Source organism: Flaviflagellibacter deserti (assembly GCF_042652085.1).
Lineage (GTDB): Bacteria > Pseudomonadota > Alphaproteobacteria > Rhizobiales > Methylopilaceae > Flaviflagellibacter > Flaviflagellibacter deserti.
On record NZ_JBHSJF010000002.1, the window covers coordinates 1 to 26,543 of the forward strand.

Below are 26,543 nucleotides of genomic sequence, written 5' to 3' on the forward strand. Positions count from 1 at the left end.
GCCTTGCACTGGGGACGAGCCGTGGTCTCCGAAGGCTCTCAAACCTTCGGCGGCCATTGGCCGTGGAAGCGCCCGCCTCCTCCGACTTAACCGCCGTGCGGGGAACGCCTCAGGCATCCACGCAAACCAAACCAGTCAGAGGACGCCGAGGCGTTCCCCGCTCCCTCCGAGGGAGCATTTCTCCGACATCGCTGTTCTGGGCAGGCGAGGATGGGACGCGCCCATGGAAATCGTGCCATTTCCTCACCTCGCCACATTCGTGCGAGAACAAGCCCGCCGACTTCCTCCGATTCCCGCACGGATTCATGAGAGTTCCCACGCCGCTCCGGCATTTCCTTTGCGTTCTGATGCTCGCGGTCGCCGTCCTGATCGGCGGCGGCGCATATGCGCAGGAGGACGAGAACCGGACGCTCGACGCGATCAAGACCGATCTTGCCCAGATCGAGCAGATCCTGTCGCAGGGCGTGCTCGACGATACGCAGCTCAACGAGATCGGCGGGCGGGTCGATGCCCAGCGCGCGAATATCGACAAGGTCGCGCAGGGGATATCGCCGCGCCTCCAGGCGATCGAGACGCGGCTGCAGCAGCTCGGACCGAAGCCCGCCGAGGGCGCGCCGCCGGAAAGCCCCGAGCTCGCCCAGGAGCGCGAGGCCCAAACCCAGGCCAAGCAGCCGATCGAGGAAACGCTGAAGCGCGCCAGCGCCCTCATCGTCCAGACCGACCAGCTCGCCGAGACCGTCGCGCAGAAGCGCCGCGATGAATTCGCCAGTCGCGTCCTCTCCCGCAGTCGCTCGCTGCTCGATCCCAATCTCTGGCTGAACGTCATCGATGAAGCGCCTCGCCGGATGGCCGCGGCGCGCGGCTTCGTCCAGCAATGGGCTTGGCAGATCAGCGACCGGATGACGCCGCAACGTGGCGCCGTCCTCGGCATCGCGATCCTGCTGGCTCTTCTGCTGCTCGGCCCGGTCAGGATCTGGATCCAGCGCTACGGCCAGCGCTACGCGGCCGAACAGGTGCCGGCGACCCGTCTCCGCCGCTCTGCCGCCGCGATCTGGGTCATCCTCATCACTACCGCGGCGCCGATCGCCGCCGCCATGGTGCTCTATGTCGGCCTGACCGGCCCCGGTTTCGTGCCCGAACGCGCGGTGCCGTTCCTCGGGGTTCTCGTCCGGCTCGTCGCCTTCGTCGGTTTCATCGCCGGTCTCAGCCAGGCCATTTTCGCGCCGCGCTCGGCATCCTGGCGCATCCCTCCGATCGCCGACGACACGGCGGTTCGCCTCGCCCGCTACCCGCTCTGGATCGCCGGCGTCTTCGCGCTCGCCCGCTCGATCCAGGCCTTCTTCGACATCATCGGCGTCGGCCTGTCGACGACGATCCTGATCGACGGCCTCGCGGCGGCGCTCATCACCCTGATGTTCGCGGTGACGATCCGCCCGGTGAAGGCGGCGGAGGAGGAGCATGCGAGCGAGCATCCGGCGGAGCCCGGCCAGGAATTCCGCCTGTTCGGCCTGCTCCGCCTCGCCGCCTGGATCGCGGTCGTCGTCATCGTCGCCGCGCTGGTGCTCGGCTATGTCTCGCTCGGCTTTTTCCTGGCGACCCAGCTTATCTGGCTCAGCACGCTCGGCGCGGTGCTCTACATCCTGATGGCGCTGGTGGATGACCTCTTCACCGGTTGGGGGCCGACTAGCGCCGTATCGCGCTTCGCTCGCGGTACGATAGGCCTGCGGTCGGAGAGCTTCGACCAGCTCTGCGCGCTCGTCTCCGGCCTGCTCCGGCTGATCCTGATCGTCATCGCGATCATGCTCGCGGCCGCGCCATGGGGCATCCAGTCGGGCGACGCCACATCCTGGATCAGGCGCGCCTTCGCCGGCATCACACTCGGCGGCTTCTCGCTGTCACCCGGGGCGATCCTCGGAGCGATCGCCTTCATCGCCGGTGGCCTGCTGCTGACCCGTGCGGTGCAGCGCTGGCTCGATGCCAGCTATCTTCCGCGCACCCGCCTCGACGACGGCCTCAAGAACTCGATCCGCACGGCGACGGGTTATGCGGGAACGATCCTCGCCATCGGCCTTGCCATCTCTTCGCTCGGCTTCGGCCTCGACCGCATCGCCATCGTCGCCGGTGCGCTCTCGGTCGGTATCGGTTTCGGCCTCCAGTCGATCGTCTCGAACTTCGTTTCCGGCCTGATCCTCCTGGCCGAACGCCCGATCAAGGTCGGCGATTGGATCGGCATCGGGCCCGACGAGGGCAATGTCCGGCGCATCAGCGTCCGCTCGACCGTCATCGAGATGTTCGACCGCTCGACCCTGATCGTGCCGAATTCCGACCTGATCACGAAATCGGTCCGGAACCGCACTCATTCCAATCCGCTCGGGCGTGTCTCACTGCAGATCGGGACCGCGCACCAGGCTCCGGTCGCGGAGATCAAGCAGATCCTCCTGACCTCCGCGTCCGAGATCGCGGGTGTGCTGAAGACGCCCGCACCCGAGGTGCTGATCACCGGCACGACCGATCTCGGCGTGCAATGGACGCTCATCTGCGCGGTCGCGACGCCGCGACAGGTAGCCGCGACTCGCAGCGAACTGTATTTTGCGGTTTTGCAACGACTGCAAGCCAAGAATGTGAAGATTACCGCGTCGGCGGCGGCCTGATGTAACCGTTTGGGGGCTTCGTGAAATTTCTGTCTTCAGCCTTTGCGCTGCTCTCATGCGCCATGGTCACCGGTGGCCTTCTCGCGGCTTGCTCGACCTCGTCCTACGTTCCGGATCAGAAGCCGACCTTCTACCGCAACCTCTCGGCTCCCGGCTCGGAGGTGGACGGCGTCGCGGCGGCCTCGATGATCTCCGGCTATCGTGCCAACAAGGGCTTGGGGCCAGTCGTGCTCGATCCGACGCTGAACAAGCTCGCCAAGCAGCACGCGGTGGCCATGGCTCGCAAGACCAAGGTCGGTCACGATGTCGGCGATGGACCGCTCGACAAGCGCGCCAGGGCCGAAGGCTATGCCTACGCCCGCATCGCCGAAAATGTGGCGGGTGGCTACCAGACTCTCGCGGAGGCATTTTCCGGCTGGCGGGACTCTCCCGACCACAACAAGAACATGCTTATGCCAAAAGCGACCCGTATCGGCATCGGCGTCGCCCAGGCGCCGGGTTTCAAGTACAAGGTGTTCTGGTCGATGGTCGTCGCCGAGCCGGATACCAGTCCGACGCCTGTGATGGCGGGGCCGCCGATCATCGGCCTGATGCAGTGATTCGCCTTGCGGTTCGCGGGACGGTAGAAGAGAAATCTCGCTGGGGAGCCGAGACCAGTTTTGAGTAAGATCCGGTCAACCATTGCAGCCTTTGCCGCCGCCACCGTTCTGTGGTCGGTCGGCGCGCAAGCCCGTCCCGCAATCGTCATCGACGCCGATACCGGCCGTGTTCTCCATGCCGAGGATGCGACCCGCGAATGGTTCCCGGCTTCGCTCACCAAGCTGATGACCGTTTATGTGGTGCTGTCGAAGGTGAAGGCCGGGCAGATCAGCCTGGATACGCCTTTGCTCTACACCGAGCGCGCCCAGCGCGAGCCGCCGAGCAAGATGGGCTTTCCGCTCAACACCATCATCACAGTCGACAATGCGCTGAAGCTTCTGATGGTGAAGTCGGCCAACGACGTCGCCGTCACCCTCGCCGAAGGAACGGGCGGCAGCGTCGAGGCTTTCGTCGGCGACATGAACCGTGCGGCGTTCAAGCTCGGCATGACGCAGAGCCATTTCGAGAACCCGAACGGCTGGCACAATCCGGCGCAGTATACGAGTGCCCGCGATATGGCGATCCTCGCCCGAGCCATCTATCGCGACTTCCCGCAGTCGGCCGGCTATTACGATATCCAGGCGCTGATGCTCGGAAAGAAGCTGGTCCGCGGCCATAACCGCATCCTCGGTCGGTTCGAGGGCGCGGACGGTATGAAGACCGGCTTCACCTGTCCGTCGGGCTTCAACCTCGTCGCCAGCGCTCAGCGTGGCAAGCGCCACCTGATCGCGGTCGTGCTTGGCCATGAAACAGCGGCCGAACGTACCCAGCGCGCGGCCGAGCTTCTGGATAGCGGCTTCGGCTCCTTCTCCTTCTGGCGCACCGGCCAGTCCGTCGAGACTCTTCCCGCTGTCGCGGGCGATCCTCCCGACCTTCGCCCGGAAGTCTGCGGCAAGAAGAAAAAATCCGCGCCCGAGATCGGCGAAACCGAAGATGACGGCCAGCAGGTCGTCGGCGTGCGGCGGAACGAGGTCCTGTCCGGCCTCGTGACCAGCGCCTACGCGGCAGAGAGCAAGCCGCTCCTCATGGATAGGCCGGCTCCTGTCGTGCCGGTTCCCGCCTTCCTCGGCCCGAACCCGAACGGTCCGAAGGAATTCATCGCTCTGGCCGCCACCATGGCTCCGACCGCGCCTGCAGCACCGGCCGCGTCGGATACGACGCCAGCGGCCGCGGGCCCGGCCGTGCCGCTGCCCAAGCCGCGCCCGGCCAAAGCGAAGAAGTGACGACGGGCCTCGGCCGGGCAGTTCCGATCACCGTCCTGACCGGCTTCCTCGGTGCCGGAAAGACGACGCTCCTGAACCGCCTGCTGCGTCAGCCCGCGCTCGCGAACACGCTCGTCCTCGTCAACGAATTCGGCGAGATCGGTCTCGATCATCTCCTGATGCAGGGCGTCGAGGGCGACGTTGTCGAACTGTCCGGTGGATGTCTCTGCTGCGCGGTGCGAACCGACCTGATCGAGACTTTGTCCAATCTGATCGCCAAGCGAGATGCCGGGCAGCTATCCTACGAGCGCGTCATCCTCGAAACGACTGGGCTCGCCGACCCGATCCCGGTTCTGCATTCGCTGCAGACCGATCCCTATCTCGCGATGCGCTTTGCGCTGGACGGCGTCATCACGGTCGTCGATGCGGCGACGGGCGAGGGGGCTCTCAAGCACGAGGAGGCTGTCCGCCAGGTCGCGGTCGCCGACAGGATCGTGCTGACCAAGACGGACCTTCCGGAGGCCGATGAAGCGGATATTCGGCGCCGAATCTCCGAGTTCGTGCCCAACGCCACCCTGCTGGACGCGGCCAAAGGCGAGGCCGAGCCCGAGCGGCTGTTCGGTATCACGCCCTGGAGTTCGCTGGGTCTCCCAGAGGTCGTCGGCGAATGGCTGGCCGCCGAGGTGAAGGGCGAGAGAGTGGGGGAACACGGCCGCTTCCGCACGACCACGATCTGGAGCGACGCAGCGCTGCCGCCGATGGCATTCGGAATGTTCGTCGACCTGCTGAAGTCCGGCCAGGGACAGCGCATCCTCAGGCTCAAGGGGCTGGTGAAAGCGGCGGACGACCCGGAGCGTCCCGTCGTCATCCATGGCGTCCAGCATCTGTTCCATCCGCCGGTGCGTCTCGATAGCTGGCCGGATGACGACCACCGTACCCGCATCGTCGTGATCGGTGACGGCCTTGATGCAGATGTCATAGCGAAGCTCTACGACGCGTTCGCAGGTGTTCCCGGAGCGGAGCCGCCTGACCGCAGTGTGCTGTTCGCAACGGATGATCCGATAAGCCGCTGAACGGCTTGCGCGCGACGCGGGCAATGGGCTTGATGGCGCCAAGGGACGAAACAAAAACAAAGAGGCAGGCTTGGGCGTTTTCGACCGGGTTCGCAGGAATTGGGTGCTCGCGACCGGTGCGCTCCGCGCGCTGAGGGCGCTTGCGCCGATCATGAAGAACCGCAACCGGGTTTTCCCGGATGTCATTACCGAGCTCGCCGAAAAGCACGGCGACAAGACGGCCCTCATTGCCCATTGCGAGAGCTTCACCTTCCGCGAGATCGACGAGAGAGCGAACCGCTATGCCCGCTGGGCGCAGGCTAACGGCGTCCAGAAGGGCGACGTCGTCGCCCTGATGATGCTGAACCGGCCCGATTACATGGTGTTCTGGATCGGGGTGACGCGCGCCGGTGGCGTCGTCGCTCTGCTCAACACCAATCTGTCCGGCGCGGGTCTCGCCCATTGCGTGGACATCGTCTCGCCGAAGCATGTGATTGTCGGCGCCGGGCTGAGCGATGCATTCGGTACCGCCCACGGTTTGCTGAAGACGAAGCCGATCATTTGGGCGCACGGCGGCGAGGGTGGAGGCGATCCGCGCGTCGACGAGGCGATGAAGGGTTTCTCAGATGCGCCGCTGAGCGCCGACGAGAAACCGGCCCTCAACATCGAGGACCACGCGCTCTTCATCTATACGAGCGGCACGACCGGCCTGCCGAAGGCCGCGAACATCAATCATTACCGCCTGATGGCAATGACGCTCGGCTTCAGCGGCATCATGAACGTGCAGCCGAGCGACCGGATGTACGACACGCTGCCGATGTACCATTCGAACGGTGGCGTGCTGGCGACGGGCGCGACGCTCGTCGGCGGCGGCTCGGTCGTCATTCGCGAGAAATTCTCGGCGCGCGAGTTCTGGGCAGACGCGGCGCAGAGCGAGGCGACGCTCGTCTTCTACATCGGCGAATTGCTGCGATACCTGCTGAACGCCCCGCCCGGTCCGGCGGACAAGTCGCATAAGGTGCGCCTGTGCTGCGGCAACGGACTTCGCGGCGATATCTGGATACCGTTCAAGGAGCGCTTCGCGATCCCGCAGATCCTCGAATGGTATGCGGCGACCGAAGGCAATGTCGCGGTCTTCAACTGGGACGGCACGCCCGGCGCGGTGGGCCGCATTCCGTGGTGGCTCGAAAGCCGCTTCGTCGTGAAGATCGTCAAATTCGATCTGGATAGCGAGACGCCGCTTCGTGGGCTGGATGGCCTCTGTATCGAGGCAGAGCCGGGCGAGGCCGGCGAGGTCATCGGCCAGATCGTCAACGATCCGCAGAAGCCGACCAATCGCTTCGAGGGCTATGCCGACAAGGGCGCCACCGAATCGAAGATCCTCCGCGACGTCTTCAAGCACAGTGACATGTGGTTCCGCACTGGCGACCTGATGAAGAAGGATGAGGACGGCTACTTCTATTTCGTCGACCGCATCGGCGACACCTTCCGCTGGAAGGGCGAGAACGTCGCGACGATCCAGGTCGCCGAGGCGCTGACGGAATATGCGCAGGTCGAGGACGCTTTGGTCTACGGCGTCGAGGTTCCGGGATCGGACGGTCGCGCCGGCATGGCGAGCCTGGTGGTGAAGGAAGGCTTCGACCTCTCGGGCCTCGCCGAGCACGTGAAGAAGGAATTACCCGACTATGCCCGTCCGGTCTTCCTTCGCGTCACCGATGCGATCGATGTTACCGGAACCTTCAAGCCGCGCCGCGTCGAGATGCGGAAGGAGGGCTTTGATCCGGGCAAGGTGAAGGACAAGCTCTTCGTCCGCGATGCCGCGAGTGGTGCGTATCAGTCCCTCGACAAGGCGCGCTTCGAGCAGATCCAGGCAGGCAAGCTGCGGCCGTGACGGCTTTCCGCTCACCTGATGCGGTCGATCCGCGCGCCGTGATTTCCTTCTGGCGGGCGGCCGGGCCGGCACGCTGGTTTAGCCAGGATGAGCGCTTCGATGCGCTTGTCCTGATGCGCCTCGGCACGCTCCATGCGTGGGCGGCCATCGGAGCGCTCGACCATCTGGCTCGTACGCCGGAGGGATCGCTGGCCCTCCTCATCCTGCTGGATCAGGCGCCTCGCAACATGTTCCGCGGTTCCGCTCGTGCCTTCGAGACGGACGCCGACGCCCGTGACGTCGCGGAACATGCCATCGATCGAGGTTTCGACCGCCGCGTCCCGTACGCGCTGCGAAGCTTCTTCTATCTGCCCTTCATGCACTCCGAGAACCTGGAGGATCAGGCGCTCTGCGTCGAGCTCTACCGGCGGGCAGGCGACATGGAGAATTTGCGCTGGGCCGAACTCCACCGCGATATCATCGAGAAGTTCGGACGGTTTCCGCATCGCAACGCCTTGCTGGGCCGCGATACCACCGCCGAAGAGGGGCGGTATCTCGACGAGGGCGGTTTTCGCGGTTGAAAGCCAAGGTTTTTTAACTTCGCTCGCGCACAACCTCGGGCTGAATATCAGCCTGGGACCTCCCGTGAGTCAGTCCGCCGAGCCAGCCAGTTTGCGACCGAACCGCCTTAATGCCCTGGCGGTGCGCTTTGTGGCGTGGCGTCGCGACGGCAGCCATGAGGGTATCGCGACCCGCATGGCCTCGACGACCTTCCTGCTGCGCGTTTCGAATGCCGGTCTGGCGCTGGTCTCCCAAGTCATCCTGGCCCGCTGGATGGGTGAGCACGATTACGGCCTCTACGCCTATGTCTGGACCTGGTTGCTCTTGCTCGGCGGTCTCGCAAGCCTCGGCCTGCCGACGGCGATCCAGCGTCTCGTTCCCGAATACACCGAGCGCGGCGACTTCGACCGCCTGCGCGGGGTACTCCGGGAAGGCAGCCTGCTGACCCTCGGCACGTCGATCCTCACCGCTGGCTCGGCCTGCGCGCTTCTTTGGCTGTCCGAGGACAGCTTCCTCGACAGCGAATATCACTGGCCGCTCTACCTCGCCCTCGTCTGCGTGCCGGTCTACGCCCTGCTCGAATATCAGGAGGGCATCGCCCGCAGCTATCACTGGGCGAACCTCGCCTTCGCGCCGCCCTATCTCTATCGGCCGCTGATCCTGCTCGCCGGCCTGGCCTGCCTGGCTCTGCTCGGCATCACCATGTCCGCGACAGTCGTGATGTGGGTGACCCTCGCCTCGATCGTCGTCGCGGGTATCGGCCAGACCGTCGTCCTCTGGCGGAAGCTCCGAAAGGTGGTGCCGGCCGGTGGCCACAGGAGCGATCTCCGCTATTGGATGACGATCGCCTGGCCGCTTCTTCTGATCGACGGCTTCTACCTGTTGCTGACCTATACCGACGTGCTGATCCTGCAGCGCTTCGTCGGGCCGAACGAGGTTGCCGACTATTTCGCCGCGACGAAGATCATGGCGATCCTGTCCTTCGTCTCCTTCGCGGTGTCGACCGCGACGGCGCCCCGGTTCGCCCAATACGCGGTCAGCGGCGAACGCGAGAAGCTGTCGAGCTTTTTGCAGGACAGCATCCGCTGGACGTTCTGGCCATCGGTTGCGGCAGCTATCGGATTGCTGGTCTTCGGCGAATGGCTGCTCTGGCTGTTTGGACCGGACTTCGTCGATTCTTATTTCCTGCTGCCGCTGATCGCGATCGGCCTCGTCGCTCGAGCGGCGGTCGGTCCAGTCGAGCGCCTGCTGTCGATGGCCGGGGAACAGAAGCTCACGGCCCGCATCCACGCGGGAACATTGGTTCTCAACATCGTGCTCAATCTAATCCTGATCCCTCTGATGGGCGTCGCGGGCGCGGCGGTCGCGACCTCGATCGCGATGATCGCGCAATCCGTGGTCATGGCGATCGCCGCCCGGCGGACACTGGGTGTGAAGGTCTTCACCCGCCGCGCCTTCGGCTTCTCGCGCACCTAGCGGTCGAAGGTTTCGCCGTAGCGTTTGACGTTGCGGACATAGCCAGCGGCCGTCTTCAGGCAGCCCTCAACCTCTTCATCCGTCAGTTCGCGTACGGCCTTTGCTGGTGATCCGAGGATCAGCGTCCGGTCCGGAAACTGCGAGCCTTTCGTCACAAGCGCATTGGCGCCGACGAGGCAGCCCTTCCCGATGACGGCGCCGTTCAGAACCGTCGCTCCCATGCCGATCAGTGAGCCGTCACCGACGGTGCAGCCATGGACGATGGCGCTGTGGCCGATCGAGCAATTCTCGCCGAGTGTCAGGGGAAATCCCGGATCGACATGCAGCACCGAGCCGTCCTGTACGTTCGAATTCGGGCCGATCGTGATCGGCTCGCTGTCGGCTCTCAGCACCGCCCCGAACCAGATCGTCACACCTTCGTTCAGACGGACATCGCCGATCAGCCGGCAATCGGGGGCCAGCCAGTAAGTGCCGTCGGCGGGCAGGGTGGCGCGAAGTGGGCCTAGATTGTGGACGGGCAAGATGGGCTCATCGGGAGGTCATTGAAGGCTGGCAGACCGTTACCAGATAGCGGCGCCTGCGACGACGCGGAAATGTGTTTGGAGCCGGAGCCCGCTTTCGTGCGTTTCTGTTGTGCGACGACAGCAGCACGGCCCGACATGACTGAACCCGAGATCCTGTTTTTCGAAGAAGACAAGCGCATTCCGAATTCGGCGCTTCCTGTTCTGCTCTACCGAGACGTCTTTCCTCCCCGCGATCATCTCGCAACCCATCTCGAGAGTTTGTTCGGAGCCAATGGCTGGACGAATTCCTGGCGGGCGGGCCTCTACGACTATCATCACTTCCACTCGACCGCCCACGAGGTCCTCGGCATCGCCCGTGGCACGGTGACGGCGATGATCGGCGGCGAGCACGGCCAGGCGATCGAGATGAAGCCCGGCGACGTGATCGTTCTACCGGCCGGCACCGGGCATAAATGCGAGAGCGCCAGCAGCGACATCCTGATCGTCGGCGCTTATGCGGGCGGAAGGAGCTGGGATCTCAGGACCGGAAAGGTCGACGAGCGTGACGAGGTGATGCGCAACATCGCCCGCGTGCCGCTGCCGGAAAGCGACCCGGTGACCGGAAAATCCGGCGCGTTGACCCAGAAATGGCGGCGCACCACCGCCGCCTGATCAGTCGTCGAAGCTCGGCACCGGTTCGGCGAGTTCGGCTTCGAGGAAGCTCTTCGCATTCTGCGGCGGGATGTCGGTTGAGATGAAGCTGCGGCCGATGCCGCGCACCAGGATGAACGTCAGGCGTCCGGCCTTCACCTTCTTGTCCTGCGCCATCAGGTCCATCAGCCGGTCGGCATTTCCGACCTCCCCGGGAATGTCCGAGATCCTGGTCGGCAGTCCGACAGCGCGGAGATGATCGACGACGCGATCCGCTTCGGCCTGGGATACGAGACCGAGGCTCGCCGAGAAGCGGAACGCGAGGGCCAGGCCGATGGCGACGGCTTCGCCATGGACGAGGCGCGTGCCGTCATAGGCGACCGCGCCTTCGAGTGCGTGCGCGAAGGTATGCCCGAGATTGAGGAGCGCGCGATCGCCGGTCTCGAATTCGTCGCGCGAAACGATCGAGGCCTTCGAGGCGCAGCTCTTGGCGATGGCTCGCGTGCGCGCCGCGCCGCCGGCGAACACGTCCTGCCAATTGCGCTCCAGCCACATGAAGAATTCGGTGTCGTCGATCAGTCCGTATTTGACGACTTCGGCATAGCCGGCGCGGAATTCGCGCGGCGACAGCGTGTCCAGGACGTCGGTATCGGCGAGGACGAGACTCGGCTGGTGGAAGGAGCCGATGAGGTTCTTGCCGACCGGGGTATTGATGCCGGTCTTGCCGCCGACAGACGAATCGACCTGGGCGAGGAGAGAGGTCGGCGCCTGGATCGCGCGGACACCGCGGCGAAGCACGGCCGCTGCGAAGCCCGCGAGATCGCCAACGACACCGCCGCCAAGCGCGAGAACGAGATCGCCGCGTTCGATCCTGGCAGCCAGCAGACCGGCGCAGACCTTTTCGAGATGGGCGAAGCTTTTCGTCGATTCGCCCGGCGGAACGATGATCGGGGCGGCATTGATCCCAGCCGCCTCCAGCGAGGCCATGACCGGTTCGAGATGAAGACCCGCCACCGTCTGGTCGGTGACGACGGCGACATTGCGGGCGCCGAGTGCCTTCGCCGCATCCCCGGCCTCAGCGAGGACGCCGGGGCCGATCTTGATCTCATAAGACCGGTCGCCGAGCGAAACCGGAACCACGGTCAGGTCGTCGGGAGCGAACACGGTCATGTTTCGGCACTGCTTCCTTTGAGGAATCGGTCGATCGCCGCAAGAGTCTCCGCGATCATCGTCTCGTGCGGGACATCGTGCGATACGACCGTGATATCTGCCGTGGCGTAAACCGGTTCGCGCTGCGCAAGCAAGGTCCGAAGCGTGTGGTCCGGATCGTCGGTCTTCAAGAGCGGACGATTGCTGCGCTTGCGGACGCGACGGATCAGAACCTCCGGATCCGCCTTCAGCCAGATGGAAATTCCATGTTCGCCGACCCGCTGGCGCGTGATCGGGTCCATCCAGGCGCCGCCACCGGTGGCGATCACCGAAGGACTTTGGTCGAGCAGGCGCGAAACGACACGAGCCTCACCGGCGCGAAAATAGGGTTCGCCGTGGCGGGCGAAGATGTCGGGGATCGACATGCCGGCTGCCTTCTCGATCTCGGTGTCGGCGTCGACGAAGGGCATGCCTAGCGTTCTTGCCAAGCGCCGGCCGAGAGACGACTTACCGGCGCCCATCATGCCGACCAGCACGACCGAGCGCTTGCCGAGCGACGGACGCACGCGCGCGCCCATCGCGTCCAGCGCGTCGTTCTTTTCCGGAAGGTGCTCGGCGTCCATGTCGCGGGTTGGTTGCCACCAAAGGGAAAAGCCCGCAAGGGGAGGGGCCGTTTTCATGATTGCGTTCGGCTCGTACGCGTGATTCTTAAACCAATCGCCGTCACGTCCGGATTCGATGCCGAGCACGTTCCGCCTCTTGCGAAATCTCCTTCTGCTCGCCGCCCTGGTCTGGGCCGGACTGTGGGCGCTCGCGACATTCGTCGAGCCGACCCCGCGTGAGATGTCGGTAACCGTGCCGATCGACGTGGATCGATGACGGCCCGGCATATCGAGAGCTTTCTCGAAATGCTCTCTGCCGAGCGGGGAGCCGCCGCGAACACCCTCGATGCCTATCGGCGGGATATCGGGGACTACGCCGACTTCCTGGGTTCCGCCGGGCGGGACGCGCTGTCGGCGACATCGGAAGATCTGCGATCCTGGCTGAGCGATCTCGCCTTTCGTGGCTTCAAGACGTCGTCAGCGGCGCGGCGGTTGTCGGCGGCCAAGCAGTTCCACCGCTTCCTCTACACGGAGAATATTCGAGGCGACGATCCCGGCGCCGCATTGTCCGGACCGAAGCGCGGCCGGTCTCTGCCGAAGGTCCTGTCGGTCGCGGAGGTCGAGAAGCTGCTCGACCGGGCGGGCGAAGGGCTGGCCGATCCGGAGAAGCCGCTTCCGGAGAGGCTGCGCCGAGCGCGGATGACGGCCCTGCTCGAAGTGCTTTATGCGGCGGGCCTTCGCGTCTCCGAACTCGTGGCGCTTCCCAGAAGTGCGGCGCGGCCGGGGACCAAGGTGCTCGTGATCAAGGGCAAAGGCGGGCGGGAGAGGCTCGTCCCCCTGACCGACGCCGCGAAGTGGGCGATGGCGGCCTATCTCGAACTTCTCGACGGAATGGGTGGCGAAACTTCACCACATCTTTTCCCCTCGATCGGGGAAAGCGGACATCTCACCCGCCAAGCGTTCGCGCGCGATCTCAAGACGGTCGCTGCGGGTGCCGGGATCGATCCGAAGCGGGTCAGCCCGCACGTGCTAAGGCACGCATTCGCCAGTCATCTTCTGCAGAACGGTGCCGATCTGAGATCGGTCCAGCAACTCCTCGGCCATGCCGACGTCGCGACCACGCAGATCTATACCCATGTGCTCGACGAGCGGGTTGCCGCGATGGTTCGCGACCTGCATCCGCTGTCCGACAGCGAACCGAACGCTTGACTCGGCTGTTCCCCGGAAGCAGGTTCCGCGCTCGCTAGAAAGGCCCCTGCCTCGCAGAGGGCGCCCACGGGGTAAAAGCACCCGATCATGCGCAGCTATCTCGATTTCGAAAAACACGTCGCCGAGCTCGAAGCCAAGGTCGACGAATTGCAGGCCCTTGGCCAAGCCGGTGAAGCAGTGGAGATCGAGGACGAGATCGGTCGCCTCCGCCACAAGGCCGACGAGGCGCTGGACGACCTCTACGCCAAGCTGACGCCCTGGCAGAAGACCCAGGTCGCGCGCCACCCGAACCGGCCGCATTTCAACGACTACATCTCCTCGCTGTTCGACGAATTCACCGAACTCGCGGGTGATCGCAAGTTCGGTGACGATGCGGCGATCGTCGGCGGCTTCGCCCGTTTCCGCGGCGCGCCCGTCCTCGTCATGGGCCATGAGCGCGGTTCGGACACCGAGAGCCGCCTGAGGCATAATTTCGGCATGGCCCGCCCCGAGGGTTACCGCAAGGCCGTCCGGCTGATGGAGATGGCCGACCGGTTCGACGTGCCGATCGTGACGCTGGTGGATACGGCAGGCGCTTTCCCCGGTCTCGACGCCGAGGAACGCGGACAGGCGGAAGCCATCGCCCGCTCGACGGAGGCCTGTCTCAATCTCGGCGTGCCGAACGTCTCCGTGATCATCGGCGAAGGTGGTTCCGGCGGCGCGATCGCGATTGCGACCGCGAACAACGTCCAGATGCTGGAACACTCGGTCTATAGCGTGATCTCGCCCGAGGGCGCGGCCTCGATCCTGTGGCGTGATTCGGCGCGCGCGGCGGACGCGGCCACCAACCTCAAGATCACTGCACAGGACCTGCTGAAGCTCGGTGTCATCGACGGCATCATTCCGGAGCCGATCGGCGGCGCGCATCGCGACCGAGACGCCGTCATGGCCTCGGTCGGCGACGCCGTGGCCTTCGCCTTTGATAATCTTGCTGGATTGGATCGCGACGCGGTTCGCCGCCATCGTCGGGAGAAGTTCCTGGCGATCGGACGCAACATTCCTCAATAAGGACACGATTCCGGGCGATCTTGCCGTAACGGCTTTGTAAGGCTATGGCTCTTAATTCTGGGGGACACGGCGGGTAATTTTCCGTCGCGGAGAGATAGAGCGCATGACGCGTCGGCTCACCTTGGCTGTCCTTTTCGGTGCTGCGGCGATCACACTCGCCGGCTGCCAGACCGAGACTGCGAGCAGCGGTCCTAAAGAGCAGCGGGCGATTTCCCCGAAGACCGTTGCCCTCATGGAAAAGAAGGGCATGCGCAAGGAGGATCCCATCCTCGTGCGCATCTACAAGGAAGATTCCCAGCTCGAAGTCTGGAAGAAGAAGCGCGATACCGGTCGCTACGCTCTTCTGAAGACTTATGAGATCTGCCGCTTCTCGGGCGATCTCGGCCCGAAGAAGACCGAGGGCGACAGGCAGTCTCCCGAAGGCTTCTATACGATCGCTCCGGGGCAGATGAACCCGAAGTCGAGCTATTATCTCTCCTTTGATCTCGGCTTCCCGAATGCCTACGACCGCAGCCTCGGCCGATCCGGGGCCCATCTGATGGTTCATGGCGATTGCCTGTCGAAAGGCTGCTACGCGATGACCGACGAGCAGATCGCCGATGTCTACGCGCTTGCCCGCGAGGCTTTCAAAGGGGGGCAGCGCGGATTCCAGGTCCAGGCGCTGCCGTTCCGCATGACGGCGGAGAATCTGGCTCGCCGCCGCGACAATGCGAATCTGGCCTTCTGGAAGAATCTCAAGGAAGGCACCGATCATTTCGAGGTCTCCGGCCTCGAGCCCAAGGTCGATGTCTGCGGCAAGAAATACGTGTTCGACGCGACGGCGGAAGGCGGCTCATTCGATCCGAATGCGGCTTGCCCGACCTATCAGGTCGATCCCGCGATCGCCCAGGCCGCCGCCAAGAAGGCGGAGGCCGACGACAAGAAGTTCGCCGAGCTCGTGAACGAGGGCGTGCAGGTCGCCGAGGCCTATATCCCGCAGAACGGTCGCGTCCGCCGCACGCTGGAGGAGCCCGTTCTGTCGCCGGCCATGATCGCTGCCGCGAAGCAGACCGCGCCAATGACGCCGATTCCGAACAATGGCGGCCCGGCCTCGACATCGCAGCCGACGACCGCTCTGGCAATGGCCGAGGGTGCTGTGCCGACTCCGGTCCCGTCGCCTTACGCCTCAGCCCAGCCGAAACCTCAGCAGCAACAGCAGTCCTCGGGTGGGATGTTTGCCTGGCTCGGCACGTCGAAATCCGACAAGCCCGCTGAGCTCGACACTCCCCAGACTCCAGCCGCGCGCGCAGGTGCGACGCCAAGCGAGACGACGGGTGCGGTTACTTTGGCTTCCGCAACGAGCCGTCCGGCCGCGGCTCCGGCATCTGTCCGCGCCGCGCCCATCACTGCCTCGCTTGCTCCAACGACGTCTGAAAAGCCGTTCTACAAGCGTTGGCTGAGCTTCGGTGGTGGTGCCGAGGAGAAGGCACAGACGCCGGCTCCGGCTGCCGCTGCTGCCGTACCTACTCCGGCTCCGAAGCCGACAACGGCTCCTGCGGTTCACCCGGCGCCGAAACCCGTTGCCGCTGCCCCGGCCGCGCCTGAATCCAAGCCGGCTCCACAGACCGCTTCGGCGGCGCCATCGCACCCCAATGGCCTGCCGCCGGTTAGTGTCGATCCATACGGGTTCAGCACGCCGATCCTGAACTCGGGCGGCTTCTCCCGCTAACGCGTTCAATTCCCAACATGAAAAAGGCCGCGCGAGCGGCCTTTTTCATTGATCTGAACGCCTGCCGACCGGTCAGAACCGACCGTGGCAGTGTTTGAACTTCTTCCCGGAGCCGCAGGGGCACATCGCATTGCGCGGAACCTTGCCCCAGGTCGACGGGTCGTTCGGATCCACGCCTTCCGGAAGAACCAGCACGTCCTGATCGGCCTCCGCCAGAGCGAGCTCGTCCTGGCCGGTGAACGGGCTCAGATGATGGGCCTGCATCGGCGGCAGTTCGTCTTCCATCATGAGCGGCGGTGACTGGACGAGTTCGACGCGCGACAGCTGACCGGTGACGACCTCGCGAAGACGGCCGAGCATCGCCTGGAAGAGCTCGAAGGCTTCCGTCTTGTATTCGTTCAGCGGATCGCGCTGACCGTAGCCACGCAGACCGATGACCTGACGGAGATGGTCGAGCGTCGAGATGTGCTCGCGCCACAGACCATCGAGTGTCTGCAGAACGACCGCCTTCTCGATCTGGCGCATGACGTCCGGCCCGAAGCGGGCGGCCTTGGAGGCCATCGCCTCGTCGGCGGCGTTCTTGATGCGCTCGCGGATCTCTTCGTCGGCGATGCCCTCTTCCTGCGCCCAGTCGGAGACCGGGAGGTCCAGAGCGAGGACACGCTCGACGTCTTCCTTCAGGCCCTCAATGTCCCATTGTTCGGCATAAGCGTTCTCGGGCACGCGAGCGCTGACGAGGTCGTCGACGATACCATGGCGCATATCGGCGACGGTCTCGGCGAGGTCGTCTTCCTGCAGCAGCTCCTGACGCTGCTCGAACACGACCTTTCGCTGATCGTTCAGCACGTTGTCATATTTCAGCAAGTTCTTGCGCATGTCGAAATTGCGCGCCTCGACCTTTTTCTGCGCCCGCTCCACCGCCTTGTTGATCCAGGGATGGATGATCGCCTCGTCTTCCTTGAGGCCAAGCTTCTGCAGCATGCCGTCCATGCGATCGGACCCGAAGATTCGCATCAGGTCGTCCTGCAGGGACAGGTAGAATTTCGAATGGCCGGGGTCACCCTGGCGGCCGGAACGACCGCGCAACTGGTTGTCGATACGGCGGCTCTCATGCCGCTCGGTGCCGACGACAAAGAGGCCGCCGGCTTTCAGCGCCACCTCTTTCTTGGCGGCGATATCGGCCCGGATCTCGGCGACCTGGGCGTCGAATTCCGGCGTGCCTTCCTGCAGCTCCTCGCATTCACGCTGGATGCGCATGTCGGCGTTGCCGCCGAGCTGAATGTCGGTGCCGCGACCGGCCATGTTGGTCGCGATCGTCACCGCACCGGGGACGCCGGCCTGAGCGACGATGAAGGCTTCCTGCTCATGATAGCGGGCGTTCAGCACCTGGTGCTCGACGCCGGCCGCCTTGAGGGCTTCGGACAAAGTCTCGGATTTCTCGATCGATGTCGTGCCGACAAGGATCGGCTGTCCGCGCTCGCGGCAGTCGGTGACGAGGCGGATGATCGCCCGGTTCTTTTCTTCCTGGGTACGATAGACCTCGTCGTCGTCGTCGATGCGCTGGACCGGTAGATTGGTCGGCATCTCGATGACTTCGAGATTGTAGATGTCCATGAACTCGTCCGCCTCGGTAAGGGCGGTACCGGTCATGCCGGCGAGCTTCTCGTAGAGGCGGAAATAGTTCTGGAAGGTGATCGAGGCGAGCGTCTGGTTCTCGGGCTGGATCGCGACGCGCTCCTTGGCCTCGAGCGCCTGATGTAAGCCTTCGGAATAGCGGCGGCCCGGCATCATGCGGCCGGTGAACTCGTCGATGATGACGACCTCGCCGTTCTTGACGATGTAGTCCTTGTCGCGCTGGAACAGGCGATGCGCGCGGAGCGCCTGATTGATGTGGTGGACGACGGTGACATTCTCGACGTCGTAGAGGCTCTCACCCTTCAGGAGACCGGCCGCACCCAGCAGGCCCTCCATGAATTCGTTGCCGTCTTCGGTCAGCGCAACGGTACGCTGCTTCTCGTCGACCTCGTAATGCTCCGGCGCGAGCTTCGGAATGAAGCCGTCGAGCGTGATGTAGAGCTCGGAGCGGTCTTCCAGCGGGCCGGAGATGATCAGCGGCGTGCGGGCTTCGTCGACCAGGATCGAGTCCACTTCGTCGACGATCGCGAAGAAATGGCCGCGCTGCACCATGTGCGCGGCGTCGTACTTCATGTTGTCGCGCAGATAGTCGAAGCCGAGTTCGTTGTTCGTCGCGTAGGTGACGTCGCAGGCGTAGGCCTCGCGGCGCTCGTCGTCGTCCATGCCGTGGACGATCATGCCGGTCGTGAGGCCAAGGAAACGGTAGATTCGACCCATCCAGCCGGCGTCGCGTGTCGCCAGATAGTCGTTGACGGTCACGACGTGGACGCCGCGGCCGGTCAGGGCATTAAGGTAGACGGGCGCCGTTGCGACCAAAGTCTTACCTTCGCCGGTCTTCATTTCGGCGATGCCGCGTTCGTGAAGAACGATGCCGCCCATCAACTGGACATCGAAATGGCGCTGGCCGAGGACGCGCTTGGCCGCTTCGCGAACGGTCGCGAAGGCGGGTGCAAGAAGGTCGTCGAGGGTCGCGCCTTCCGCCAGTTGCTGGCGGAAGATGTCGGTGCGGGCGCGCAACTGCTCGTCAGTGAGAGCGGAGACTTCAGGCTCCAGCGCATTGATTTCAGCCACGCGGGAGCGGTGGCCTTTCAACCTGCGGTCATTCGAAGAACCGAAAAGGCGAGCTAGCGCGCCGAGCATCAAAGCCTCATGAATTGTCGCGTCTTTTCAAGAAACGCCTGCGGACGGCCCGCGGCTGCACCGAACGCTTCCTCACAAAGTAGCGCGCGAGCGGAGATGCGGTGATCCCCTGTAACTAGATTCCGTCAGGAGTACAGACGGTCGCGGGCAGAATTATGAACGCCTCCGAGGGTTGTCAATGCGCCCCTTTTCGGAGCAATCTCCGCCGCCTGCGGCCTAGGAGCCGCCTGACGAGGTATCCGTCTCTATGATGTTTCAGATTTCAGGCCGTTCGGGCCATGCCGCGCGTGCGATGGCGGCAGCCGGCTTTCTGGCCCTGTGCGCCGCGGTTCCTGCTCTTGCGCAGACCCCCGCGCCTGCTCCCGCGACCCAGACCGCGCCGATCGATCCGAACACGGTTGTCGCGACCATCGACGGCCAGCCGCTGACCGAGCGCGAAGTGCAGGCCGCGGTCGCCGAGATCGGTCCCTCCCTCGGCGGCGCGCTCGATCCGGAGAAGCGTGACCAGATCATCGGCTTCCTGATCGACATCAAGCTCGCCGCCCGCGCGGCCGAGAAAGAGAAGCTGGCGGACACGCCGGAATTCCAGACCGAAATGGCATTTCTGCGCGACAAGGCGCTGATGCAGGCCTTGCTCGACAAGCGTGGCAAGGACGCCGTGACCGAGCAGACGGTCAAGCAGATCTACGACGACACCGTGAAGGACCTGAAGCCCGAGCAGGAGGTCCATGCCCGCCATATCCTGGTCGAGACCGAGGACGAAGCGAAGGCCGTTGAGGAGCGCCTGAAGAAAGGCGAGGACTTCGCGGTGATCGCCAAGGAAGTCTCGAAGGATCCGGGTTCCGGCGCCCAGGGCGGCGATCTTGGCTTCTTCACCAAGGACCAGATGGTTCCGGAGTTCGCTGACCAGGCTTTCAAGCTGGAGCCCGGCAAGATTTCCGATCCGGTGAAGTCCCAGTTCGGCTGGCACGTCATCAAGGTCGAGGAGAAGCGCGAGAAGCCGATCCCGACGCTCGACCAGGTTCGCGATCAGATCGAGCAATACGCCAACCGGCGCGCTCAGCAGGAGGCCATCCAGAAGCTCCGCTCGGACGCCAAGATCGAGCGCAAGGACGCACCGGCGCAACCCGACGCACCCAAGCCCGCGCAGTAATCCCGGCGATGGGGGGCAAGATCTCGCCGCTGGCGCCGGAACGATTTCCGGCGCTGCCGCCGGTTGCCGGCGTGTCGATCGCGACCGCCGAGGCCGGCATCAAATACAAGAACCGCACTGATGTGCTGCTCATGACGTTCGCGCCCGGCACGACCGTCGCGGGCGTCTTCACCACATCGAAATGCCCTTCGGCCGCGGTCGACTGGTGCAGAACAGCTCTACCCTCGGGCAAGGCCCGGGCACTGGTCGTCAATTCGGGCAATGCCAACGCCTTCACAGGCAAGAAGGGCCGCGAGGCGACCAAGCTCACTGCGGAGCTCGCGGCCAAGGCCCTTGGTTGCGCGGAGGACGAGATATTTCTCGCCTCGACTGGCGTAATCGGCGAGCCGCTCGACGCAACCAAATTCGCTGGTGTGATGGACACGCTCGCGGGATCAGGCGTCGTGGATGCCTGGGAAGCCGCCGGCCGCGCGATCATGACGACCGACACCTTCCCGAAGGGGGCGACCGCCAAGGTTGATCTCGACGGCGTGCAGGTGACGATCTGCGGCATCGCCAAAGGCGCGGGCATGATCGCGCCCGACATGGCGACGATGCTGTCCTTCGTCGCGACGGACGCGCCGATTTCCGCGCCAGTGCTTCAGAAGCTCCTGAGCCGTGGAACGACCACGAGCTTCAACTGCACGACGGTCGATGGCGATACCTCCACTTCGGACACTTTGATGGCATTCGCAACCGGTTCAGCCGGCGGGCGCCCGATCGAGAGCGACAACGACCCGCGAGTGGCCGTGTTCGCCAAGGCGCTTGATGGCGTCCTCGAGGATCTCGCCCAGCAGGTCGCGAAGGATGGCGAAGGCGCAACCAAGTTCGTGACCGTCCAGGTCCAGGGTGCGGAAAACGACGCAGCCGCGCGCAAGATCGGGTTGTCGATTGCGAACTCGCCGCTGGTGAAGACAGCGATTGCGGGCGAGGACGCCAATTGGGGCCGCATCGTCATGGCTGTCGGCAAGGCTGGCGAGGCGGCGGATCGCGACAGGCTGGCGATCTGGTTCGGCGATATACGCGTTGCCGTCGATGGCGAGCGCGATCCCGGCTACGATGAGGCGATGACCTCCGCCTACATGAAGAACCAGAACATCGATATCCGAGTCGATCTCGGGCTGGGCTCTGGCAAGGGCCGCGTCTGGACCTGCGATCTGACTGCCGAATACATCGCCATCAACGCCGATTATCGCTCGTAGAATTTGCGCGTCCGCGAGTCTCGTATCTCGCGGGCGGCTCGTTAACGAATTGAGCCCATCATGACCGCAGCAACGGTATCAACCCGGCTTGTCCTGGTCGCGGCCTGCGCGCTCGTCGACCTCGACGGCAGGATTCTCCTGGCCCAGCGTCCCGAGGGCAAGCCGATGGCCGGTCTTTGGGAGTTTCCCGGAGGCAAGGTCGAAGCCGGCGAGACGCCGGAAACGACATTGATCCGGGAGCTCGCGGAAGAACTGGGAATAGTGGTCAAGGAAGACTGCCTGGCGCCGCTGACATTCGCCAGCCACGCCTATGAGAACTTCCACCTCCTGATGCCGCTCTACATCTGCCGGCGTTGGGAAGGCATGGTGCAGCCGCTGGAAAGCCAGAAGCTCACCTGGACGGAACCGAAGAAGTTGAGAAGCTTCCCGATGCCGCCCGCGGACGAACCACTGATCCCGGCTCTGATCGATCTTCTGTGAACGGTTCGAGTGGGGCGGAATGGTACATCAGTTCGGAAACCTCGTTCGCAGCTTCGGCCGTGACGAAAGTGGCGCGACCGCAATCGAGTATTCCCTGATCGCCGTCATTGTCTCGGTCGGGATCGTGGCTTCGCTTCCAGGGCTCCGGGACAGTATCGACGGACTCTTCCAGCAGGTACTGGCGGCTGTCCAGAACCCGGGCTAGCTGGGCTTCACGCCACTCGGGATCTCGACCGTCCCCAAGGCGTCGGCCAGTCGGTGACGGGCGGAGCCGGGCCGAAGCGGCTTTTGCTGGCTCTCATGCGGCACCCAGCCCGACATCCAGACGATCTCGACTGTCACGCGCAGGCGTCCGTCCGGGTCGGAGAACCTTTCCTGATAGATTTCCGCCAGCCGGGCCAGGGTTTCGCGGCGCAGGGGCGTCTTGCTGCGGGCGAGGAGCGGGTTGGTCGCTCCGAGCGCCCTGAGATCACGGAAGAGGCCGAAGATGTCGCCATACCGAACCGTGATCTTTTCCGAATCGACGACCGGCAACGCAAAACCCGCGCGCTGAAGCAGCGAGCCGAGATCGCGCACGCCGGCGAACGGGATGACGCGCGGGCTCACTCCTCCCGCAGTGTCGGCTTCGGCTTCCGAAAACGCTTCACGGAGCTCGATGAGCGTGTCGCCGCCGGGAACGGCGGCCGTGAACAGGCCGTCCGGTTTCAGTGCCCGGCGAATCTGCAGGAGAAGGCCGGGCAGGTCCTCCACCCAGTGCAAGGCGAGCGCCGATGCAACGAGGTCGAGCGAGCCTTCGGCGAAAGGCAGCACATAGTCGCGATTCAGAAGATCCCTATCGGCGCGACGGATATTGTTGACCCTCGGCAAGGCCGACAGCGGTCCGGACAGGCCGGGCTCCGGCGTGCCCAGATCGAGCGCGTTGTCGAAGTCCCGGAGGACGCCTGCGAGTCGCTCCGCCATCTCCTCCGACACGCGCGGAAGAAGAACATCGTCCGACTGCCCGTCGAGGCGTGCTCGGTTCTGGCGGGCGCGGATGAGGTCGTAGTCGAAGAGTTCTGGGGCGGACATGGCGGTCATATGGAGGTGCCGGAGACGCCGGTCAAACCTTCCATCCAGCAAAGGTTCCGCTAAGCTTCCTGAAAGATGGATAGTGAGACAGGCATAGCGCACTCAATCGGCGCCAGCGCGCATCGGATCGCCCGGCTGTTGGGGCGGGCGATGCTCGATTTCGCTATGCCGCCGCTTTGCCTTGCCTGTTCGAAGCCCGTTGGCTCGCCTGGCTCGCTCTGCGTTCAATGCTGGCAGGGCCTCGATTTCATCTCGCCGCCCTATTGCCAGCGGCTCGGTACGCCGTTCGAAGCCGATCTCGGAGAGGGGCTGATCTCGCTGAAGGCGATTGCCGAACCGCCCGTCTTCGGCAGGGCGCGGGCCGTCGCCCGATTCGACGGAACGGCGCGGGAACTGGTCCATCGGCTGAAATACTCCGATCGTCTTGATCTCGCCGGAGCAATGGGGAGCTGGATGGTGCGCGCCGGTGCCGAAGTCCTGATCGAAGGCAGCGTGCTGGTGCCGATCCCACTTTACAGGACACGCCTCTGGCGGCGGCGATTCAACCAGTCCGGAGAACTCGCCAAGGTGATTGGCAGAGCGAAGGTGCTCGAAGTCGATCATCAGGCGTTGCGCAAGGTGAAGGCGACACCGAGCCAGACCGGCCTGAACGCCCGGCAGCGCAAGGAGAACCTCGCAGGAGCCTTCAAGGTCAGGGATGAGGCGCAGGGACGGATTGCCGGACGGCGCGTGGTTCTGGTCGACGATGTAATGACGACAGGCGCCACACTCAATGCGGCGGCCCGGGTGCTTCTCCGCGCAGGCGCTTCGGAGGTGGATGCAATGGTGTTTGCCCTTGTGGCGGAGCGGGTCTAAGCCTCCTATATCTCCGGGAGATTTGAGTTTCCCGTGAGCGACGAATGGCGAACGTTACAATCTACACAAAGCCGTGGTGCCCTTATTGCGATGCCGCGCGCGAGCTTCTGACCGGCAAGGGAATCGACTTCACCGAGATCGATATTTCGGGCAAGGCTGAAATTCGCGCCGAGATGATCCAGCGCGCGAATGGCCGGACCACGGTGCCGCAGGTTTTTGTCGGTGATCGCCACCTTGGCGGCTGCGATGACATTTATGCGCTTGATTCAGTGGGTAAGCTCGATCCGGTCCTGGCAGGATAAGATACGGAAATGACAGCGGAGACAGAGTTCACGGTCGGCCTGGTCCAGATGCGGACCGGGCAGAGCGTCGCCGCTAATATAGAGGCGGCGAGCGAACTGATCCGCGAGGCCGCGAAGGCTGGCGCGGACTATGTTCAGACGCCGGAGATGACGGCGCTTATGGTGCGTGACCGCGAACGGCTGATGGCGACGATCACTGACGAGGAGCATGATCAGGCGCTGAAGGCATTCCGCGATCTGGGCAAGGAACTTGGTATTTTCCTGCATATCGGCTCAATGGCGATCCGGATTCCGGGCCATCAGCGAGTGGCGAACCGCGGGTTTCTCATCTCCCCGGACGGCGAGATTCGGGGCCGCTACGACAAGATCCATATGTTCGACGTCGATCTCGCCAAGGGTGAGAGCTGGCGGGAATCGCAGACTTACCAGCCCGGCGAAATCGCTGTCGCCGCTGATCTGCCCTGGGGTCGGATTGGGCTAGCCATTTGTTATGACTTGCGTTTTTCGGCCCTGTTCCGCGCTCTCGCCGAGGCTGGAGCGGACTTCCTGACGGTGCCGGCGGCATTTACCCAGCAGACGGGCGAAGCGCACTGGCATGCGCTCCTGCGTGCCCGGGCAATCGAGACGGGGAGCTTCGTGTTCGCGGCCGCTCAGGGGGGAACCCATGAGGACGGGCGCGAGACCTACGGGCATAGCCTCGTGGTCGATCCATGGGGGCGAATCCTCGCCGAGGGCGGTACGGAGCCGGGCGTTATCGTGGCCAAAATTGACACGAAACTCGTCGCAAAAGCGCGTTCGGCAATCCCCGTGCTTCAGAATGGGCGGCGGTTTTCCGTTTCCTCTCCGGAGGTTACGCCACTCCGCGAGGTCTCGGCGTGATCCGATATACGCTCCAGTGCGAACGCTCGCACGGTTTCGACGGCTGGTTCCGCTCGTCCGGAGACTTCGATCTGCAGGCCGAGGCAGGACTGTTGTCGTGCCCGCTTTGTGGGTCCGTCGCGATCGAGAAGGGGCTGATGGCGCCCGCCGTTCGGACTGCCGAGAAGGTCGCTGAATCGACACCGGTCACCGCGGAGCGCGCGGAATTGCCGAACAGCGGCGACGTTGCCCTGCTCGGTGACAAGGAGCAGCGGCTCCGCGCGATGATCCGAGCGCTGCGCGACGAGGTGACGAAGAACGCCGAGAATGTCGGCCCGCGCTTCGCCGAGGTCGCCCGCCGGATGCACGAGGGCGAGATCGAGAAGGGCTCGGTTTACGGCAAGGCCTCTCCGGAGGAGATCAAGTCTCTGGCCGAGGACGGTATCGATTTTCATCCGTTGCCGGTGCTTCCCGACGAGGGGAACTAGTTCTCCTCTCCGCAAAGCGGAGCCGGCGCGACCTTTGATAGTCGTCATCCTCCGGCCTGACCGGAGGATCCATACCGCAGTGTCTGATGGGTCCTCCGGTCAAGCCGGAGGATGACGGAGGGCGTGGCCTTTTCCCTCACCCGCTCGAAGCCTCCTGGCTTCGAGTCGTCCTCTCCCGTGAACGGGAGAGGGGGCACGTCACTTCACAGCCGTCAGCCAGTAATTGACGTCGGTGTCCGGGCCGAGACGCCATTCGCCGCGCAGAGGATCGTAGATCATCCCCGAGACATCGCTGACATTGAGCCCGGCCGAGCGGACGAAGCGGCGGAGTTCGCCGGGCGTCACGAATTTCTGCCAGTCATGGGTCTTCGGCGGCACCCAGCGCAGAATGTATTCCGCGCCGACGATCGCGAGCGCGTAGCTTTTCAGCGTCCGATTCAGCGTCGAGAACAGGACGAGGCCGCCCGGCTTGGCCAGCGCCGATAATGTGCGGACGAAGCCCGCCGGGTCGGCGACGTGCTCGATGACCTCGGAAGCGATGACGACGTCGAACGTTTCATCGGCGGCAAGCACCTTCTCGGCGGTCGTCGGGCGGTAGTCGATCTTGAGCCCGCTCTCCTTGGCATGGGTCCTCGCGATCTCGATGCTTTCCTCGGCCGGCTCGATGCCAGTGACCTTGGCGCCGAGGCGGGTGAGGGGCTCGGACAGAATGCCGCCGCCGCAGCCGACATCGAGGATTCTGAGGCCCTTCAGGCTGCGGATATTTTTCGGGTCGCGGCCGAAATGCTCGCAGAGGCGGTCGCGGACATAGGTCAAGCGAGCGGGATTCAGCCTGTGCAGAGGGGCATACGGTCCGCGCGGATTCCACCATTCCTCGGCGGTGGCGGCGAAGCGCGCCACTTCCTCGCTGTCCACCGACCCTACGGTTCCGCTATTCATCTCGCCGTCACATCCCATGCGCGGGGAATTGCCCTCGCTCTGCCCGGCATGTATACGCGCGTTT

General features: G+C 64.3%; 26 protein-coding genes. 20 read left to right on the forward strand and 6 right to left on the reverse strand.

All coding sequences use genetic code 11. The features are described 5' to 3' along the window. Window positions 1–305 precede the first annotated feature (305 nt). The 7 genes from ACFPFW_RS02145 (at window position 306) to ACFPFW_RS02175 (ending at window position 9,451) form a co-directional block, all read left to right on the forward strand. A complete protein-coding gene (locus tag ACFPFW_RS02145) occupies window positions 306–2,651 on the forward strand; it encodes a DUF3772 domain-containing protein (protein WP_114957246.1) in 2,346 nt (781 codons plus the stop codon). A 20-nt stretch (window positions 2,652–2,671) separates the two neighbouring features. Beyond that, on the forward strand, window positions 2,672–3,250 hold the full coding sequence (locus ACFPFW_RS02150; protein WP_379769245.1) for a CAP domain-containing protein: 579 nt from the start codon (window positions 2,672–2,674) through the stop codon (window positions 3,248–3,250). 60 nt (window positions 3,251–3,310) lie between these two features. After that, window positions 3,311–4,513, forward strand: coding sequence for a D-alanyl-D-alanine carboxypeptidase family protein (locus ACFPFW_RS02155; protein ID WP_114957248.1), 1,203 nt, complete (start codon window positions 3,311–3,313; stop codon window positions 4,511–4,513). Further along, a complete protein-coding gene (locus tag ACFPFW_RS02160; RefSeq protein WP_114957249.1) occupies window positions 4,510–5,565 on the forward strand; it encodes a CobW family GTP-binding protein in 1,056 nt (351 codons plus the stop codon). The genes ACFPFW_RS02155 and ACFPFW_RS02160 overlap by 4 nt, the downstream gene beginning before the upstream one ends. A 70-nt stretch (window positions 5,566–5,635) precedes the next feature. Beyond that, on the forward strand, window positions 5,636–7,435 hold the full coding sequence (locus ACFPFW_RS02165; RefSeq protein WP_114957250.1) for a long-chain-acyl-CoA synthetase: 1,800 nt from the start codon (window positions 5,636–5,638) through the stop codon (window positions 7,433–7,435). Further along, window positions 7,432–7,995, forward strand: a complete 564-nt coding sequence (locus ACFPFW_RS02170) for a DUF924 family protein (protein WP_114957251.1) — start codon at window positions 7,432–7,434, stop codon at window positions 7,993–7,995. The genes ACFPFW_RS02165 and ACFPFW_RS02170 overlap by 4 nt, the downstream gene beginning before the upstream one ends. A gap of 130 nt (window positions 7,996–8,125) precedes the next feature. Beyond that, window positions 8,126–9,451 (forward strand): flippase, encoded by a 1,326-nt coding sequence (locus ACFPFW_RS02175; RefSeq protein ID WP_162799691.1) that lies wholly within the window; start codon window positions 8,126–8,128, stop codon window positions 9,449–9,451. On the opposite strand, the gene ACFPFW_RS02180 is transcribed toward ACFPFW_RS02175, so the two are convergent. Beyond that, window positions 9,448–9,972 carry a gamma carbonic anhydrase family protein gene (locus ACFPFW_RS02180; RefSeq protein WP_114957253.1) on the reverse strand — a complete coding sequence of 175 codons (525 nt, stop codon included), beginning with the start codon at window positions 9,970–9,972 and terminating at the stop codon, window positions 9,448–9,450. The genes ACFPFW_RS02175 and ACFPFW_RS02180 overlap by 4 nt on opposite strands. A 138-nt stretch (window positions 9,973–10,110) precedes the next feature. On the opposite strand from ACFPFW_RS02180, the gene ACFPFW_RS02185 reads away from it, so the two are divergent. After that, the gene (locus tag ACFPFW_RS02185; RefSeq protein WP_114957254.1) at window positions 10,111–10,626 is read left to right on the forward strand and encodes a cupin domain-containing protein; all 516 of its coding nucleotides are present in this window, start codon (window positions 10,111–10,113) and stop codon (window positions 10,624–10,626) included. Here ACFPFW_RS02185 and aroB read toward each other — a convergent pair whose 3' ends face one another. Next, window positions 10,627–11,775 carry a 3-dehydroquinate synthase gene (aroB, locus tag ACFPFW_RS02190; protein ID WP_114957255.1) on the reverse strand — a complete coding sequence of 383 codons (1,149 nt, stop codon included), beginning with the start codon at window positions 11,773–11,775 and terminating at the stop codon, window positions 10,627–10,629. After that, window positions 11,772–12,377: a shikimate kinase gene (locus tag ACFPFW_RS02195; protein ID WP_114957256.1), complete on the reverse strand. Its 606-nt coding sequence runs from the start codon at window positions 12,375–12,377 to the stop codon at window positions 11,772–11,774. Before ACFPFW_RS02195 ends, aroB begins: the two co-directional genes overlap by 4 nt. A gap of 115 nt (window positions 12,378–12,492) precedes the next feature. Between ACFPFW_RS02195 and ACFPFW_RS02200 the strand changes: the two genes are divergently transcribed. The 4 genes from ACFPFW_RS02200 to ACFPFW_RS02215 all read left to right on the forward strand — a co-directional run bounded on the left by ACFPFW_RS02200 (window position 12,493) and on the right by ACFPFW_RS02215 (window position 16,320). Further along, complete coding sequence (locus ACFPFW_RS02200; RefSeq protein WP_114957257.1) at window positions 12,493–12,633, forward strand: histidine kinase; 141 nt, start codon at window positions 12,493–12,495, stop codon at window positions 12,631–12,633. After that, window positions 12,630–13,565 carry a site-specific tyrosine recombinase XerD gene (locus tag ACFPFW_RS02205; RefSeq protein WP_114957258.1) on the forward strand — a complete coding sequence of 312 codons (936 nt, stop codon included), beginning with the start codon at window positions 12,630–12,632 and terminating at the stop codon, window positions 13,563–13,565. Before ACFPFW_RS02200 ends, ACFPFW_RS02205 begins: the two co-directional genes overlap by 4 nt. Window positions 13,566–13,652: 87 nt before the next feature. Beyond that, window positions 13,653–14,612 (forward strand): acetyl-CoA carboxylase carboxyltransferase subunit alpha, encoded by a 960-nt coding sequence (locus ACFPFW_RS02210; RefSeq protein ID WP_114957259.1) that lies wholly within the window; start codon window positions 13,653–13,655, stop codon window positions 14,610–14,612. Window positions 14,613–14,715: 103 nt separating this feature from the next. Continuing rightward, complete coding sequence (locus ACFPFW_RS02215; protein ID WP_114957260.1) at window positions 14,716–16,320, forward strand: L,D-transpeptidase family protein; 1,605 nt, start codon at window positions 14,716–14,718, stop codon at window positions 16,318–16,320. Window positions 16,321–16,392: 72 nt separating this feature from the next. Here ACFPFW_RS02215 and secA read toward each other — a convergent pair whose 3' ends face one another. Continuing rightward, the gene (gene secA, locus ACFPFW_RS02220; protein ID WP_114957261.1) at window positions 16,393–19,095 is read right to left on the reverse strand and encodes a preprotein translocase subunit SecA; all 2,703 of its coding nucleotides are present in this window, start codon (window positions 19,093–19,095) and stop codon (window positions 16,393–16,395) included. A 247-nt stretch (window positions 19,096–19,342) separates the two neighbouring features. On the opposite strand from secA, the gene ACFPFW_RS02225 reads away from it, so the two are divergent. Genes ACFPFW_RS02225 through ACFPFW_RS02240 form a run of 4 tightly spaced genes read left to right on the forward strand, consistent with a single transcriptional unit; the run spans window position 19,343 to window position 22,174 of the window. Beyond that, window positions 19,343–20,248 carry a peptidylprolyl isomerase gene (locus ACFPFW_RS02225; RefSeq protein ID WP_114957262.1) on the forward strand — a complete coding sequence of 302 codons (906 nt, stop codon included), beginning with the start codon at window positions 19,343–19,345 and terminating at the stop codon, window positions 20,246–20,248. An 8-nt stretch (window positions 20,249–20,256) separates the two neighbouring features. Continuing rightward, window positions 20,257–21,489, forward strand: coding sequence for a bifunctional glutamate N-acetyltransferase/amino-acid acetyltransferase ArgJ (argJ, locus tag ACFPFW_RS02230; RefSeq protein WP_114957263.1), 1,233 nt, complete (start codon window positions 20,257–20,259; stop codon window positions 21,487–21,489). 60 nt (window positions 21,490–21,549) lie between these two features. Then, window positions 21,550–21,969: a (deoxy)nucleoside triphosphate pyrophosphohydrolase gene (locus ACFPFW_RS02235; protein ID WP_114957264.1), complete on the forward strand. Its 420-nt coding sequence runs from the start codon at window positions 21,550–21,552 to the stop codon at window positions 21,967–21,969. A gap of 19 nt (window positions 21,970–21,988) precedes the next feature. Then, entirely contained in the window at window positions 21,989–22,174 is a 186-nt protein-coding gene (locus ACFPFW_RS02240; protein WP_114957265.1) for a Flp family type IVb pilin, read from the forward strand. Here ACFPFW_RS02240 and ACFPFW_RS02245 read toward each other — a convergent pair. Beyond that, window positions 22,171–23,037 carry a methyltransferase domain-containing protein gene (locus tag ACFPFW_RS02245; RefSeq protein ID WP_114957396.1) on the reverse strand — a complete coding sequence of 289 codons (867 nt, stop codon included), beginning with the start codon at window positions 23,035–23,037 and terminating at the stop codon, window positions 22,171–22,173. The genes ACFPFW_RS02240 and ACFPFW_RS02245 overlap by 4 nt on opposite strands. A gap of 150 nt (window positions 23,038–23,187) precedes the next feature. On the opposite strand from ACFPFW_RS02245, the gene ACFPFW_RS02250 reads away from it, so the two are divergent. Genes ACFPFW_RS02250 through ACFPFW_RS02265 form a run of 4 tightly spaced genes read left to right on the forward strand, consistent with a single transcriptional unit; the run spans window position 23,188 to window position 25,540 of the window. Continuing rightward, complete coding sequence (locus ACFPFW_RS02250) at window positions 23,188–23,892, forward strand: ComF family protein (RefSeq protein ID WP_379769256.1); 705 nt, start codon at window positions 23,188–23,190, stop codon at window positions 23,890–23,892. Between the two features lie 44 nt (window positions 23,893–23,936). Beyond that, window positions 23,937–24,194, forward strand: coding sequence for a glutaredoxin 3 (grxC, locus tag ACFPFW_RS02255; RefSeq protein ID WP_114957267.1), 258 nt, complete (start codon window positions 23,937–23,939; stop codon window positions 24,192–24,194). A 9-nt stretch (window positions 24,195–24,203) separates the two neighbouring features. Further along, window positions 24,204–25,073: a carbon-nitrogen hydrolase family protein gene (locus ACFPFW_RS02260; protein ID WP_114957268.1), complete on the forward strand. Its 870-nt coding sequence runs from the start codon at window positions 24,204–24,206 to the stop codon at window positions 25,071–25,073. Beyond that, window positions 25,070–25,540 (forward strand): DUF1178 family protein, encoded by a 471-nt coding sequence (locus ACFPFW_RS02265; protein WP_114957269.1) that lies wholly within the window; start codon window positions 25,070–25,072, stop codon window positions 25,538–25,540. Before ACFPFW_RS02260 ends, ACFPFW_RS02265 begins: the two co-directional genes overlap by 4 nt. 198 nt (window positions 25,541–25,738) lie before the next feature. On the opposite strand, the gene ubiG is transcribed toward ACFPFW_RS02265, so the two are convergent. Next, the gene (ubiG, locus tag ACFPFW_RS02270; RefSeq protein ID WP_114957397.1) at window positions 25,739–26,479 is read right to left on the reverse strand and encodes a bifunctional 2-polyprenyl-6-hydroxyphenol methylase/3-demethylubiquinol 3-O-methyltransferase UbiG; all 741 of its coding nucleotides are present in this window, start codon (window positions 26,477–26,479) and stop codon (window positions 25,739–25,741) included. Window positions 26,480–26,543 lie beyond the last annotated feature (64 nt).

What these genes read in the sequence shown, in the direction of transcription:
- ACFPFW_RS02225 (WP_114957262.1), top strand. Translation starts at nt 19,343, where the DNA reads ATGATGTTTCAGATTTCAGGCCGTTCGGGCCATGCCGCGCGTGCGATG.
- ACFPFW_RS02215 (WP_114957260.1), top strand. Translation starts at nt 14,716, where the DNA reads ATGACGCGTCGGCTCACCTTGGCTGTCCTTTTCGGTGCTGCGGCGATC.
- ACFPFW_RS02200 (WP_114957257.1), top strand. Translation starts at nt 12,493, where the DNA reads ATGCCGAGCACGTTCCGCCTCTTGCGAAATCTCCTTCTGCTCGCCGCC.
- ACFPFW_RS02205 (WP_114957258.1), top strand. Translation starts at nt 12,630, where the DNA reads ATGACGGCCCGGCATATCGAGAGCTTTCTCGAAATGCTCTCTGCCGAG.
- ACFPFW_RS02210 (WP_114957259.1), top strand. Translation starts at nt 13,653, where the DNA reads ATGCGCAGCTATCTCGATTTCGAAAAACACGTCGCCGAGCTCGAAGCC.
- ACFPFW_RS02260 (WP_114957268.1), top strand. Translation starts at nt 24,204, where the DNA reads ATGACAGCGGAGACAGAGTTCACGGTCGGCCTGGTCCAGATGCGGACC.
- ubiG (WP_114957397.1), bottom strand. Translation starts at nt 26,479, where the DNA reads ATGAATAGCGGAACCGTAGGGTCGGTGGACAGCGAGGAAGTGGCGCGC.
- grxC (WP_114957267.1), top strand. Translation starts at nt 23,937, where the DNA reads ATGGCGAACGTTACAATCTACACAAAGCCGTGGTGCCCTTATTGCGAT.
- ACFPFW_RS02235 (WP_114957264.1), top strand. Translation starts at nt 21,550, where the DNA reads ATGACCGCAGCAACGGTATCAACCCGGCTTGTCCTGGTCGCGGCCTGC.
- ACFPFW_RS02240 (WP_114957265.1), top strand. Translation starts at nt 21,989, where the DNA reads ATGGTACATCAGTTCGGAAACCTCGTTCGCAGCTTCGGCCGTGACGAA.
- secA (WP_114957261.1), bottom strand. Translation starts at nt 19,095, where the DNA reads ATGCTCGGCGCGCTAGCTCGCCTTTTCGGTTCTTCGAATGACCGCAGG.
- aroB (WP_114957255.1), bottom strand. Translation starts at nt 11,775, where the DNA reads ATGACCGTGTTCGCTCCCGACGACCTGACCGTGGTTCCGGTTTCGCTC.
- ACFPFW_RS02245 (WP_114957396.1), bottom strand. Translation starts at nt 23,037, where the DNA reads ATGTCCGCCCCAGAACTCTTCGACTACGACCTCATCCGCGCCCGCCAG.
- ACFPFW_RS02185 (WP_114957254.1), top strand. Translation starts at nt 10,111, where the DNA reads ATGACTGAACCCGAGATCCTGTTTTTCGAAGAAGACAAGCGCATTCCG.
- argJ (WP_114957263.1), top strand. Translation starts at nt 20,257, where the DNA reads ATGGGGGGCAAGATCTCGCCGCTGGCGCCGGAACGATTTCCGGCGCTG.
- ACFPFW_RS02145 (WP_114957246.1), top strand. Translation starts at nt 306, where the DNA reads ATGAGAGTTCCCACGCCGCTCCGGCATTTCCTTTGCGTTCTGATGCTC.
- ACFPFW_RS02250 (WP_379769256.1), top strand. Translation starts at nt 23,188, where the DNA reads ATGCTCGATTTCGCTATGCCGCCGCTTTGCCTTGCCTGTTCGAAGCCC.
- ACFPFW_RS02195 (WP_114957256.1), bottom strand. Translation starts at nt 12,377, where the DNA reads ATGGACGCCGAGCACCTTCCGGAAAAGAACGACGCGCTGGACGCGATG.